11 protein-coding genes are annotated in these 13180 nt (G+C 49.0%); 8 read left to right on the forward strand and 3 right to left on the reverse strand.

Going from position 1 to position 13180, the window contains the following annotated elements; translation table 11 throughout:
* The first annotated feature begins 61 nt into the window (after positions 1 to 61).
* The 7 genes from lpxD (at position 62) to AYK67_RS04470 (ending at position 7062) form a co-directional block, all read left to right on the forward strand.
* Positions 62 to 1105, forward strand: a complete 1044-nt coding sequence (gene lpxD, locus AYK67_RS04440) for a UDP-3-O-(3-hydroxymyristoyl)glucosamine N-acyltransferase (RefSeq protein ID WP_068082858.1) — start codon at positions 62 to 64, stop codon at positions 1103 to 1105.
* Positions 1106 to 1188: 83 nt separating this feature from the next.
* Entirely contained in the window at positions 1189 to 1653 is a 465-nt protein-coding gene (fabZ, locus tag AYK67_RS04445) for a 3-hydroxyacyl-ACP dehydratase FabZ (protein WP_068082861.1), read from the forward strand.
* A gap of 7 nt (positions 1654 to 1660) precedes the next feature.
* A complete protein-coding gene (lpxA, locus tag AYK67_RS04450) occupies positions 1661 to 2464 on the forward strand; it encodes an acyl-ACP--UDP-N-acetylglucosamine O-acyltransferase (RefSeq protein ID WP_068082864.1) in 804 nt (267 codons plus the stop codon).
* A gap of 3 nt (positions 2465 to 2467) precedes the next feature.
* Complete coding sequence (locus AYK67_RS04455; RefSeq protein WP_068082867.1) at positions 2468 to 3316, forward strand: LpxI family protein; 849 nt, start codon at positions 2468 to 2470, stop codon at positions 3314 to 3316.
* A 40-nt stretch (positions 3317 to 3356) separates the two neighbouring features.
* The gene (gene lpxB / locus AYK67_RS04460) at positions 3357 to 4544 is read left to right on the forward strand and encodes a lipid-A-disaccharide synthase (RefSeq protein ID WP_068082871.1); all 1188 of its coding nucleotides are present in this window, start codon (positions 3357 to 3359) and stop codon (positions 4542 to 4544) included.
* A 600-nt stretch (positions 4545 to 5144) separates the two neighbouring features.
* Positions 5145 to 6095 carry a hypothetical protein gene (locus AYK67_RS04465; RefSeq protein WP_068082877.1) on the forward strand — a complete coding sequence of 317 codons (951 nt, stop codon included), beginning with the start codon at positions 5145 to 5147 and terminating at the stop codon, positions 6093 to 6095.
* Positions 6096 to 6249: 154 nt separating this feature from the next.
* The gene (locus AYK67_RS04470) at positions 6250 to 7062 is read left to right on the forward strand and encodes a hypothetical protein (protein ID WP_068082880.1); all 813 of its coding nucleotides are present in this window, start codon (positions 6250 to 6252) and stop codon (positions 7060 to 7062) included.
* Here the strand turns inward: AYK67_RS04470 and AYK67_RS04475 are convergent.
* From AYK67_RS04475 to AYK67_RS04485, 3 genes are all read right to left on the reverse strand, one after another.
* On the reverse strand, positions 7059 to 7772 hold the full coding sequence (locus AYK67_RS04475; RefSeq protein ID WP_068082882.1) for a pseudouridine synthase: 714 nt from the start codon (positions 7770 to 7772) through the stop codon (positions 7059 to 7061). The genes AYK67_RS04470 and AYK67_RS04475 overlap by 4 nt on opposite strands.
* A gap of 181 nt (positions 7773 to 7953) precedes the next feature.
* Positions 7954 to 8979 carry a class I SAM-dependent methyltransferase gene (locus AYK67_RS04480; RefSeq protein ID WP_068082885.1) on the reverse strand — a complete coding sequence of 342 codons (1026 nt, stop codon included), beginning with the start codon at positions 8977 to 8979 and terminating at the stop codon, positions 7954 to 7956.
* Positions 8980 to 9006: 27 nt separating this feature from the next.
* Positions 9007 to 10614 carry a peptide chain release factor 3 gene (locus AYK67_RS04485; RefSeq protein ID WP_068083253.1) on the reverse strand — a complete coding sequence of 536 codons (1608 nt, stop codon included), beginning with the start codon at positions 10612 to 10614 and terminating at the stop codon, positions 9007 to 9009.
* Positions 10615 to 11072: 458 nt separating this feature from the next.
* Here AYK67_RS04485 and AYK67_RS04490 point away from each other — a divergent pair, with 458 nt between their 5' ends.
* On the forward strand, positions 11073 to 13124 hold the full coding sequence (locus tag AYK67_RS04490; RefSeq protein WP_068082888.1) for a methyl-accepting chemotaxis protein: 2052 nt from the start codon (positions 11073 to 11075) through the stop codon (positions 13122 to 13124).
* Positions 13125 to 13180: the final 56 nt, after the last annotated feature.

Raw genomic sequence — 13180 nt, forward strand, 5'->3', positions numbered from 1 at the left:
CTATTTCGATGTATATTCGGCCGCCGATTCCCTCGGCGGCCGTTTTTGTTTAAGGAAGACCATGACTGATCCCAAGTTTTTCGCTGATCCCCAGCCTACGAAGCTCGTCGAAATTGCTCAATGGGCGGGTGTTCAAATAGATCGTGATGATGAACAGATTGTTATTACCGGTGTTGCTCCCCTTGATGAGGGGGGGACAGGTATGCTCACTTTCATTGAAAATCCCAAGTATGTTGATCAGCTAAAAAACTTGAATGCTGCTGCCTGTCTCGTGCCGCCGAAATATGCAGAGAGAATTCCTGAAGGTGTTGTCGCGCTGGTTGTTAAAGAGCCTTATAAGGCTTTGGCCGCTGTTTTGGCGAAACTTTACCCGGATGCAATGCAACCTCTTGCTGTTACTGACGAAAAGTCGATTAGCCCCCGTGCAGTCGTTAGCGAGAGTGCGTTGATTGAAGCGGATGTGGTTATTGAAGCCGGTGCTGTCATTGGTGCAAATGCGCAAATTGGACGGGGCTGTCATATTGGACCTAATGCGGTGATTGGTGCTCATGTAAGCATTGGTCGCTCTTGTCATATTGGGGCGAACGTGACGCTTCAACATACTCTTGTTGGCGATCGCTGTATTATTCATCCTGGTGTTTGTATTGGGCAGGATGGGTTTGGCTTTGCTATGGGTCCTGGTGGCCACCAAAAAGTGCCACAATTGGGGCGCGTCATTATTCAAGATTTGGTTGAAATTGGTGCAAATACGACAATTGACCGCGGTGCTAACAGAGATACTGTGATTGGCGAAGGCACTAAAATCGATAACCAAGTTCAAGTGGGGCATAATGTGGAGATTGGTCGCCACTGTGTGATTGTTTCACAAGTGGGGATATCTGGCAGCTCCAAGCTTGAGGACTATGTTGCTATAGGTGGCCAAAGCGGTGTTGGCGGACATGTGAAAATTGGAATGGGTGCGCAAATTGCTGCGGTGAGTACTGTCCATAGCGATTTAGCTGCGGGTGGACGCTACGGGGGCATGCCTGCAAAACCTGTTAAGTTATGGTTCCGTGAGTTGGCAGCCGTCAAACGCCTGGCAGAAAAAGGCATGAGAACGAAGTAAAAATCAGCTTGGCCCTTGAGAATTGTCAATGAGATGCTAAAAGCTGACCCAACTAACTACTCTTTATAGACTGAGGCTTAATGATGAGCGAGACAGAAACAAAAACACTTGAAACCGCAGACATTATGCGTGTTATGGAGCTGCTTCCGCATCGCTACCCATTTTTGATGATTGACCGTATCATCGAAATGGATGGGGATAATTCCGGTATTGGTATCAAGAATGTCACCATTAATGAACCGCAGTTTCAGGGGCATTTCCCAGTGCAACCTGTTATGCCTGGCGTGCTACTCGTTGAGGCCATGGCGCAAACAGCTGGTGCACTTTGTGTTCATTCACGCGAACAAGATGAAAACCCTGCATTGGTTTACTTTATGACTATTGATAGTTGTAAATTCCGTAAGCCGGTAGTGCCTGGGGACCAAGTTCATTTCCATGTAAAAAAAGTTAAGAAGCGCGCTAGCATTTGGAAATTTGAAGGTACAGCGATGGTCGATGGTCAAAAAGTTGCCGAGGCCGTATTCAGCGCAATGCTTGTAGATAATTGAGGTGAATATGCCGCAAATTCATCCCACCGCAATCATTGAAGAGGGTGCTGTTCTTGGTGATAACGTCAAGATTGGCCCCTATTGTATGGTGGGGGGGAAAGTTACACTCGCAGAAGGCGTTGAATTAACATCACATGTTGTTGTTACCGGACGCACAAGCATCGGTTCTGGTAGTGTTGTATACCCGTTTGCCAGCCTTGGACACCGACCGCAGGACCTGAAGTATGCGGGCGAGGATACAGTGCTGGAAATCGGCTGTAATAACCAGATCAGAGAGCATGTAACTATGTCACCCGGGACTGCGCATGGGGGGGGCATCACCAAGGTGGGTGATAATTGCCTGTTTATGGCTAGTACACATGTGGGGCATGATTGCCAAGTTGGTGACTACGTTATTATGGCGAATAACGCTGTATTGGCGGGCCATGTCTATGTTGAAGACTATGCTATTTTTGGTGGTTTATCAGCGGTTAAGCAGTGGTGCCGCATTGGAACGCATTCGATAATTGGTGGTTTGACCGGTGTTGAATTCGATGTGATTCCTTATGGTTCTGTTTTGGGTTCGCGGGCGCGACTGGGTGGGTTGAATCTCATCGGGCTTAAGCGGCGTAACTTTTCACGTGAGGAAATCCATGCCCTGCGCGGCGCGTATAAGGCTATTTTCAATAGTGAGAATGGCACTATGCGGGACCGCGCTGCGGCTGCGCAGGTGCAGTATGCCGAATTCGAAGGCGTTCAGACCATGACTACATTCATTCTTGGTGCCGACGGCCGCAAGTTCTGTGCGCCGCGCAAGCATCAGGATGATTGATGAATGTTATGTAAAGACAACAGCTTAGGCGCTTTAGCGGTTATTGCTGGCGGAGGGCAAGTCCCTGCGCAAGTGGTTGCGGCTGCTCAGCGACAAGGCCGTGAGGTTGTGGTTATTGCGATACAAGGGGAGGCAGATGCCTCCCTTTTGCCGTTTGAGCCGGTTGTACTTGGCTGGGGGCAGGTTGGCAAAATGTTTAACCTGCTGAAAAAACGGCAGGTGAAGCAAGTGGTTTTAATTGGCTCAGTCTCGAAACGTCCTGATTTTACTCAGGTATTAGGGGACCTTGGGACTGTGCGACGCTTGCCACGCATTTTATCAGCACTTATTGGGGGGGATGATAGCCTACTGGTTAAAGTAATGGCTATTTTCGAACACGAGGGTTTTCAAGTGGTTGGCGCACATGAAATTGCTCCTGAATTGTTAATGTCTTCTGGTCTTTTGTGTGGCGAACAGCCTTCTGCGCAATGTTTTGAAGATTTGGCTTATGGTCGTCAAGTAATTGAAAAAATAAGCGAATCTGATATCGGTCAGGCGGTTGTGGTCCATAATGGGCGTTGTTTGGCTGTTGAGGCGGCCGAGGGGACCGATATGATGCTTGAGCGCTGTGCTATCTTACGTGAATGTGGGCGTGTGAAGGCCAAGGGTTCGGCGGGTATTTTGATCAAAGGCTTGAAAAAAGGCCAAGATTTACGTGCAGATTTACCAACCATTGGTACGCGCAGTATAGAGTTGGCGGCACGGGCGCAGTTAAAAGGCATTTATGTTGAGGCTGGTCAGGTTTTGCTTGCTGATAAAGAAGAGCTACTTTCAGTATGCAAAAAAGAAAATCTTTTCCTTTATGGTTATTAAGATTTTGTTTTTAAACGCTTATATATAGAAGGCGTTATGGATGGCACAAGAAACATCGTTACATATTTATGTGATTGTTGGCGAAGAATCTGGTGATCAGCTGGGTGCTGAGCTGGTTAAGGTTTTGCGCGAGCGCTTTGGAAGCGGGCTCAAACTGAGTGGTGTTGGTGGTGAAAGGCTGGCGGCACAGGGGGTTAATTCTCTGTTTCCTTTAGAGGATATTTCTGTCATGGGAATTTCCGCAGTTCTTGAACGCCTACCACTTATTATTAAGCGTGTTTACCAAACCGTTGATGATGTTGAGAAAAAGCAGCCTGACGCACTGGTGATCATCGATAGTCCCGATTTCACTCTAAATGTAGCTAAAAGAGTACGAAAAAGGTGCGAACACCTACCCATAATCGACTATGTTTCGCCCTCCGTGTGGGCATGGCGGCCAGGGCGGGCGAAGAAGATGGCAGCTTTTGTGGATCAGCTGTTAGCTTTGCTGCCATTCGAGCCCGAAGCACACCGGCGGCTCGGCGGGCCGAAAACAGATTATGTCGGGCACCCACTGATTGAGCGGCTGGATGTGCTACGACCGCAAAATGGTGAGCGGGCCGCACTGGGAGCAGGGCAAGACACACTGCTTGTACTGCCTGGAAGTCGTGGCAGTGAAGTCAAAAGATTGATGGCGCCATTTGGTGAAACCGTTCGCCTTGTTAAAGAAAAACGGCCAGATTTAAATATTCAGCTGGTTGGAGTGCCGCATCAGTTGGAGCGGATTAAGGGCGAGATGGCAAAATGGGCGGAGCCTGTTGAAATCGTCTCGTCTATTGATGAAAAATTTACATCATTTAGGCGGGCGCATGTGGCTTTGGCTGCCAGTGGAACCGTGTCTTTGGAGCTGGCGATTGCTGGTGTTCCTATGGTTGTGGCCTACAAGCTTGATTGGTTCTTCCGGCGTTTGAAGCAACTGAACCGTTTCATTAAGCTTGCGCAGGTGGATTCAATTGTCTTGCCCAACATTATTTTGAAGCGAAATGTCATCCCTGAATTTATCGAGGAGGAGGCTGATCCCCACCTCATGGCGAACAATATCCTACGCTTGCTTGAAGGGGGGGATGAACGTTTGCAGCAAGTGCAAGCCTTTGCGCAATTGGATGAAGTTATGCAGCTGCCTGAAGGCGAAAGCCAGGCGGGAAAAGCTGCTGATTTAATTATAGAAACGATCAATCGCGTTCGTTAGTTTTGCCGATTTTGAGCGTATTTCTTTTTGAATTACAATTGATCTACCGGGGTTTGGCTGGAGAGAGGAGATCTCTTCACCTTTAGGTGTAACTCTTTTAGCCTATGGTCTATAATTATGAGGAAGGGCCTAGAGTTCTCTTGGGGCTGCGTGCCTTTTGCTATGTAATAGGGCAGTTTGCAATTTCATTGAAGCACGCAAACTGCTTTAGCCTTTTATATTGACGCGTATTCTTACGCGAAAACCGGTAGGCACTTATCGGGAATACGCCCTAGCTAATCAATCTTAGTATTTATTCGTTACAGATTTAATGAAAATTTCCCCTAATGTGCTTTTAAAATTGAATGTTTTAGTATCGATAATTCGTTCCAATTCTATGAAATTGATTTTTGTTTTACTTGTCGTTTTTGATGGTAAGCTTGCAGAAAGCTAACTGGTATCTAATGATTTGCTATAGGTGTTTAACCTTGTATTGCAAATGCTGTAGCTTTTGTGTGAAACAGGCATTGATTTTGGGTTGAGGTATTAATTTTATCAACTCAGGATTTATAAGGGTAAAAATCTGCTGCCTTTAGTGGCGCAAAGTGTTGAGGCTTTACGATGAGTGGCGTGTTTTTAAAAGACTCTGTTTTACAGGCTATGCGGTCCGTTGACAGTTCTGCTGTGCGCAGCAAAAATGCCCCGAATGAAGACATCGCACAGTTTCAAGGTGCGGATGAAGAGCGGCAACGGGTTAGTAAGACCAAGAAAAATAGTGGTATTGAAAGCTCGCAAACGCTTGTTGAGGTGGACGCGAAGCTGACGAACTCAGCTGAGGCCGCGCAGCGCTCTATCATTGCGCTTGATAATGTTACCATGCATATGCGCGAGTTACGAAGTGCACTTTTGAGCACAAGAAATAAAAATGTTGCAACTGGTCATGTGCAAGAACGTATTCGCAGCTTGCAAGGGATGATGCAGCAAGAGGTGGATACATCGGGTCATGCGTATGCACATGAGCATGGTCAGCATTTTGTTGATATGAGCCAATACCTTGATAAAGTCGATAGCCTTATCAAGCGTTTGGATGATGATGATGATCGCGGTGACAGTATCCGGCTTGGCAAGCTGGGTTTGGTTGCCATTGATATGAAGCGTTCGAGCCTGTTTGGAATTGAAGGCTCGGGTGAGGGTATTTTAAACGCTCCCTTTATGGTGCAACTGGATGAAAGCGGCGCGGTTGGCCGGCACTCCACGACCATATTACATTTTGATCTGACCAACTATCAAGGCTCCAGTAGCTTTGAGCGGGTGGTCGGGCAGTTTGTTAAAGTTAGTGAAGAGAAGCTTGATGCGCTATCGCATGCTAAGTCTGACTTTTTGTCAGCGCGAGAAGAGGCTCTCAACCAGCGCGAAACCATATATGAAACCTCAATGATTGCGGCACTGGTGAACCAGCGTAATCCCGAGTTGTATGGGCAAGTGCAAGTTGATTTGGAATTTGATGATGCGCTGTTTTTAAGTAACCGTGTGATAACCGAACTGGAAACGAATACTAGTAAATATGAATAGATCAACAATTCTAATCTATTCGCATAGATGAATTGGCTTGCTCGAATGTATTGCTTTTATGTCTGGTACCATATGCTATATAAATAAATGGTTATTAGCTCTGGTAGCAGTTGTGTTATTTATTGGTTGAGCGTTTGTTTTGTGGGGCAGTATTATGGGTGCGAGCGTATTTTCCGGCGATTTGTCTTTGGTGCAATCCAATTTAAGAACGGTTCTGCAGAACTATAGAAGGATTGAGCGCTCTAATCTAGAGATTTTGAGAAACTCACCTAATGATAGCTATACCATGTGGATTGGCGGGGACCCGCATTCTTTTACCCGCCGTTCATTGGTGGATTCGCAATCGCGGCATTCGCTAACGGCGGTTATTGCCAAGCAGACCGGCGATAACCTACGCTTGGCGGGTGGTAAAATACGCGTGTTACGCGAAACCTTGCAAGAAGCGCTCAAGGCGACCAGTGCAGAAGATAAGCTTGCACTGCAAAAGCGTATCGATAAGCTGCAAATAGAAACCCAGGTACTGGTGGGCGACACGGGCCAGGTTTACGAGGCCGGTTATAAGCAACAGCAAGTGGAAGCAAGTGCGGCGATAGATAAAATCGATGCAATTCTTCGCGGCGATGAGAGCAGCGAGCGGCTGGAGCTGATGCATGTTGATATTACCAAGCTTGATGCCAAGGATTATGAAAGCGCACTTAAACGTTTGATTGATCATGCCCAGTCGATGGAGCAGTCAATCATTGGTGGCCAGAAAGAGCTGGTTGGCAAAGTTGAAAGCGTACGAGACGCGCAAGCGAAGTCTTTTGAAACCGGCTTTATGGATACTTTGGAAAAGCTGGATTATCTGGGGTTGAATGAGGCCAAATTCCAGCAAATCGCCGAGGCGGATGCCGCCTACGAGGATATTGTTGCAGCTAGCAAAAGCATGATGGCTGATGTACAGCAGAAGCTTTCCGAAGCTGTTTAGCTTTTTTGTTCGCTCGGGTAGATGCTCGCAAGGTCAATGGTTTGCCACTGACCTTCGGCTAAGTTTTCAAGTGTGAGAGCGCCTATTTGAGTGCGGTGAAGCTGGCTGACGTGATTGCCCGTGGCGGCGAACATGCGGCGCACCTGATGGTAACGGCCCTCGGTAATGGTAAGGTGGGCCATGGTTTCACTATCAATGCTCAGCTTTGCGGGTTTGAGCGGTGTTGTTTCGCCGCGCAACATAAGGGTGCCACTGGCGAAAATATCAATCTCATTGCCGCTCAACGGTCTTTCCAGCGTGACACGATAGGTTTTGGCAAGCTCGGATTTGGGCGATATCAAGCGATGCAGCAGCTTGCCGTCATCGGTAAACAGCAGTAGGCCCGAGGTGTCTTTATCCAGACGGCCAACGCTGGACATGGGCGGCTTACGGCGCAAGAAGCGGTCGGGCAACAGCTGGTAGACCAATGCGCCTTGGTCCTTGGTGGAGCAGGTATAGCCTACCGGCTTATTGAGCATGATAAGGCTACCTTGCGGTGGATCAAGCGGTGCACCATCAAAACGCAACTCTTCAAAGGGGCAGGGGGGGACTTGTTTGCCATCCTTAAGAATGGTGCCCGCGGCATCGGTGAGCCAGCCATTTTTAATGGTGATTGCCATTTCCTTGCGGCTGCCATAGCCAAGATTTGCCAGTAATTTATCTAGCTTCATGGTTGCCTCGGGAATTGTGACTTTCTGCTCCGATCTGTGCCCTTATAAGAGAGCTCAGATCCATTTACTGTTTTGTGTTAAAGCTGTTTGCTATTTTATTGAAGCACTCAAACAGCTTTAACCTATTTATTTGACGCGTATTTTTACCCGAATGCCGCTAGGCACTTTTCGGGAATACGCTTTAGCGCCCTGCCTTGATGGCATGGATGATTTTATAGCCGCCTTCATCGCGTTCGATTTTATAGGAACCGAAGGTTTTGTTCAGCGTATCTTCGTAGGGCAGGTGGCGGTTGGCTACCAGCCACAAATGACCGCCAACGCGCAAGGAACGGGCGGCAGAGCGTATGAAGTTCTGGCCCAAGTCTGGCTGGTCGGCCTTACTGGTATGGAATGGCGGGTTCATGACAATAAAGTCATAGGTTTTGCGTAGCATTTTAGTAGCGTCCTGCCAGTAAAAGCCGGTGAGGACATCGCTTTGCTGTTTTTCGATATTCAGCTGGGCCAAGTCGAGGGCGCGTTTTTCAGCTTCATAAAGATCAAGCGCTTTCACCTTGGGACAGCGGGCGAGAACCTCGGCCGAAAGATAGCCAAAGCCAGCGCCAAGATCGGCACCCACACCGCCCAAATGGGTGGGCAGGGTTTCGGCGAGCATTTTCGAGGCGGGGTCGATGTGATCCCATGCGAAAATGCCGGGACGCGAAGTGAAGCGGCCCTCTAGAATTTCGCGGGGGGCGTCGAGCGGGAGCCACTCATCCACCAGCTGCTGGTTGATATTTTCCGCTGTGCCCCAAAAGACGCGGCATTTGTTTTTGGAGAGCTTGCCATCTAGCGGCAGGAGCTTTGCCAGATCGGCCTCGGTGGTTTTCGCGCCTTCCGTATTGGGGGCGGCAACCAGTACGGTGCCTTTGTGCGCGGCGGCCATGATCACAGCGCGGGCCATAAGGGCGCGGGCTTCATCACGCTGGCGCGGCGGGAGCACCAGTACCAGCTCGGCGGATTGGGGTGCGTCTGGCGTGGTGGTAAAACCTGCGGCCTCTAAAGCGTCGTTATAGGGTGCAAAAGTTTGCACGCAGGTGAGGTTGGTTGCCCCCAGCTGGCGCAGCGATGCCCCCATGCGGGCGCGTAGAAACACCGCATTTTGCGCGGGCAGTTCAAGGCTGCCATTTTCCAATGGCAGTAGCAGGGTGTCTAAGACGGGGTCTTTCATAGCTTAGCCTTTATGCGTCGCGCTTGATTACGAAGTGTGGACGATTTCGCGGGTTTCGCGGAAGCGGATATCGGGGTTCTTCTCACCCACATAACTGACTTCCCATGCGTTTTTAAAGAGGTAAACCGGGCGGTCGTCACGGTCCATGGCCACGTGGGCGCGGTTGGCTTCCAAAAACTTGTCGAGCTTTTGCCGATCATCGCACTCGATCCAGCGGGCGGTGTTGTACATGGCGGCTTCAAAGCTGATTTCGGTTTGATACTCGGCCTTCAGGCGGTCCATAACCACATCGAGCTGGAGTACACCAACCACACCGACAATCCAGTTGGTGCCAATGGCGGGTTTGAAGATTTGCACCAAGCCTTCTTCGGCCAAGTCTTCCAGACCGCGGCGCATTTGCTTGACGCGCATGGTGTCGGTCAGGCGGACGCGGCGCAGGATTTCCGGTGCGAAGGCCGGTAGGCCGGTGACGTGGATTTCTTCGCCCTCGGAAAGGGTATCACCCACACGCAGCTGGCCATGGTTGGGCACGCCGATCACATCGCCCGGATAGGCTTTTTCGGCAAGTTCACGCTCTTCGGCAAAGAAGAAGATCGGGGCGGAAACAGTGATCGGCTTGCCCGCGCGTACGTGCTTGAGCTTCATACCGCGCTTAAAGGTGCCCGAACACAGGCGCACAAAGGCGATGCGGTCGCGGTGTTTGGGGTCCATGTTGGCTTGTACTTTAAAGACAAAACCGGTGACCTTGTTCTCGGAAGGCAAGATAGTGCGGCCGCCGGTGGCCGGCTGGGAATGCGGCGCTGGTGCGTGGGCGGCGATAAAGTCGAGTACCTGATCGATGCCGTAGTCTTTAAGGGCAGAGCCGAAGAAGACTGGGGTCAGGTGACCTTCGAGGAACGATTCACGGTCGAATTCAGGGTAGACCTCAAGACCCAGCTCGACATTTTCTTGCAGCTCGGTAAGAACGTTTTCAAAAACGGTGCTGGTGAGGGCCTCATCCTCCGGACCGGAGAGGTCTTTGAGTTCATCAAACGCGCCGCCGCGTCCCTCGTTGGACGTATAGTACTGCTTGTTGAGGGGATCATAAACGCCGAAGAAGTCGGAACCCATGCCCACGGGCCAAGCCATAGGGGTAACGTCAAGGGCGAGGGCCTCTTGAATTTCGTCCAGCACTTCCAGCGTATTGCGGCCTTCACGGTCGATTTTGTTGATGAAGGTGATAATTGGAATGTCACGCAGGCGGCAGACTTCGAACAGTTTGCGGGTTTGGGTTTCGATACCCTTGGCGGCATCAATCACCATGATGGCCGCATCCACGGCTGTGAGGGTGCGGTAGGTATCTTCGGAGAAGTCTTCGTGGCCCGGTGTATCCAAGAGGTTAAAGAGGATACCGCCGCGCTCAAAGGTCATGACCGAGGAGCTGACCGAGATGCCGCGTTCTTGTTCGATTTTCATCCAGTCAGAACGGGCGCGGCGGCGCTCGCCACGGGCGCGAACCTGACCTGCGGCGCGGATCGCCCCACCGCCTAATAGCAGCTTTTCGGTAAGGGTGGTTTTACCGGCATCCGGGTGAGAAATAATAGCGAAGGTACGGCGGGTTTCATGGGGTTGTTGCACACCAGTTGCTGCACTCATCTTGTCTCCTTGGGCCGCGCTTGCGGCCAACTGCACAACGCAGGTACACACAGCACCTTTCATTGCAAAGGCAAAGGATGAAAGCCGGTTGTGCTCACTTACGTATTAAAAAAATGTTGTCTTGCTCTTAGTGAAAAAAGGCCGAAAATGCCAGTGGGTAGCTTAGATTTTGCAAGGAGAAAGTGAACACAGGAGGGTATTTCATCGGCTTTGTATTCGTGGTGATGAGGGGAGTTATTGGTATGTCAGGTTGTTACTTAGCGGTAATAAGTGATTCGATTGTTGATATTTCAGAGTGACTTAAAGTGAGAAAAAGTAGGGGTAGTGTAAATAAAATGTAATATTGTTGAAATTCATAAAGCAAATACAGCTAATTTTAGAATTATAATTAAAATCTATTTGAATGTCCGTTGCAACTGTGATTATTGACATTAAAAGTTTTCATTATCAGGTGTAGAATGACAATAGCTAAAAAAATACATGTAACTTTTCTATTGGGCTGTGCAATTGCTCTACCCATGATTGTTGTGGGGTTGTTTTCTTGGCAGATTTTCAATGAGAAATTTGAAGCTATGGAAAGCGCTGAGCAGCAACTTGAAATGACAAGGATTGCTGTTGCGTTGAGTGCAGCTATTCATGAGCAGCAAAAAGAACGCGGTGCATCATCTGGTTTTATTGCCAGTGACGGCAAGCAATTTGCAGATGTGCTTCCTAAGCAAAGACGTTTAACCGACCAGAAACAAAAAGCATTACAAGAGCTGCTATCATCTTTTGATCTAAATATATTAGGTGATGAATTTACCCAGCAGTTACAGACCGTTAACGCTGAGCTAAGAAAGCTGAGCGAGCAACGCGAGCTGGTGGATGGATTGCAACTCAGTACAAAGCAGACAGTGAGCTTTTATAATCAGTTGAATGAAAACATGATACAACTGATTGATATCGGGAGCAGGTTAAGCCAAACAGCCCACGTATCGCGCATGTTTACCGCCTATAGTGCATTTTTAGAGGGTAAAGAGCGTGCCGGCCGCGAGCGGGCGATAGGGGCGGCTGCCTATGCCAAGCAGGGGCGTGATAAAGCTCTCTTATTAAGCTTTAACCAATTGGTTAGCGAAGCGAATACCTATTTTTCTGTTTTCGAAAGCCTTGCTCACAAAGATAAGGCAAATGCACTTGAGGAGCTTTTAAACTCATCAACTAGCTTACAAGTTGATGAACTACGCAATTTATTAAACACTCCGGTTGAAGAGTGGGGCCGTGATGATGTTACGGCCGAGGTGTGGTTTGAAGCAATAACAAAGAAAATTAATTTATTGAAAGGGTTTGAAGACACTCTCAATGCGGAATTGCAGGAGACAATTACCAATCTTAGAGATGAAGCCAGTACCACTTTGAAATGGACCGCTATCGAAATTGGAATTGCAATTATTTCTGCGCTTTTACTTTGCGTTTTCATTGTGGTGAATGCATCTAAATCTCTTAAAGGTTTGACTGAGAGTATGACAGCGATTGCTGGCGGGGATTTAGAGCATGAGATTGCGGATGTCAGTTTTGTTGAAATTGTACAGATGGCGGACAATCTTGCAGTCTTCAAAGATAATGCGCTTGAGAACAAGCGACTTCAGGATGATCAGGAAAAAGCGAAACAGGAAGCTGAAGCTGAAAAACGCGATATGTTGCACCGCTTAGCTGGTGAGTTTGAGCAGCAGGTTGGTAAAGTTGTGCTTGGGGTCTCGACCGCGGCTCAGCAAATGGAAGGCGGTGCGAAAACACTTGCAGCGATTGCACAAGAAACCAGTGCGCAAACCGTTGCAGCTGCCGGCGCGGCTGAGGAGGCATCAACATCTGTAAATACCGTTGCCGGGGCCTCGGAAGAGCTTTCTGCGACTATTCAAGAGGTAAGCGAGCAAATTCAAACCTCGACAGACCTCAGCCAAGCAGCGGCTGATGAAGCACATAAAACCAATGCGCAAGTGCAGGAACTGCGTGAAGCGACAGCAAAAATAGATGAGGTTGTGCAGCTTATTAATGATATTGCCGAGCAAACCAACCTACTTGCGCTTAATGCAACGATTGAAGCGGCACGAGCTGGAGAGGCAGGGCGCGGCTTTGCCGTTGTTGCCAGTGAGGTGAAAGGGCTTGCCGGACAAACAAGTAAGGCAACGCAGGAGATTGCCGAGCAAATTGGTAATATGAGAAATGCTTCAGAGGCGACAGTACAGGCGGTTGTTGGTATTTCTGAGCGTATTGTGAGCATTAGCGAGCATATGACTGCGATTTCGGCTGCTGCCGAACAGCAAGGGGTGGCTACCCAGGAAATTTCTATGAATGCGCAGCAAGCAGCGCTTGGTACGCAAGAAGTTTCTGGCTCTATCACTGGTGTTGAGCAGGCAGCTGGTGAAACCGGTAGTGCTGCTGAACAGACACTAAAGGCAGCGGGGGCGCTTTCGCAGCAATCTGCGCATCTGCAACAGGCGGTGACAGCGTTTTTAGATCAAGTGCGTAAGTAAGATAGCTTTGAGTCGCGAGGCAATTATGTGTCGCGGCTCAAATAAACTAGATGATT

The sequence above is a fragment of the Polycladidibacter stylochi genome, assembly GCF_001562055.1.
GTDB lineage: Bacteria > Pseudomonadota > Alphaproteobacteria > Rhizobiales > Stappiaceae > Pseudovibrio > Pseudovibrio stylochi.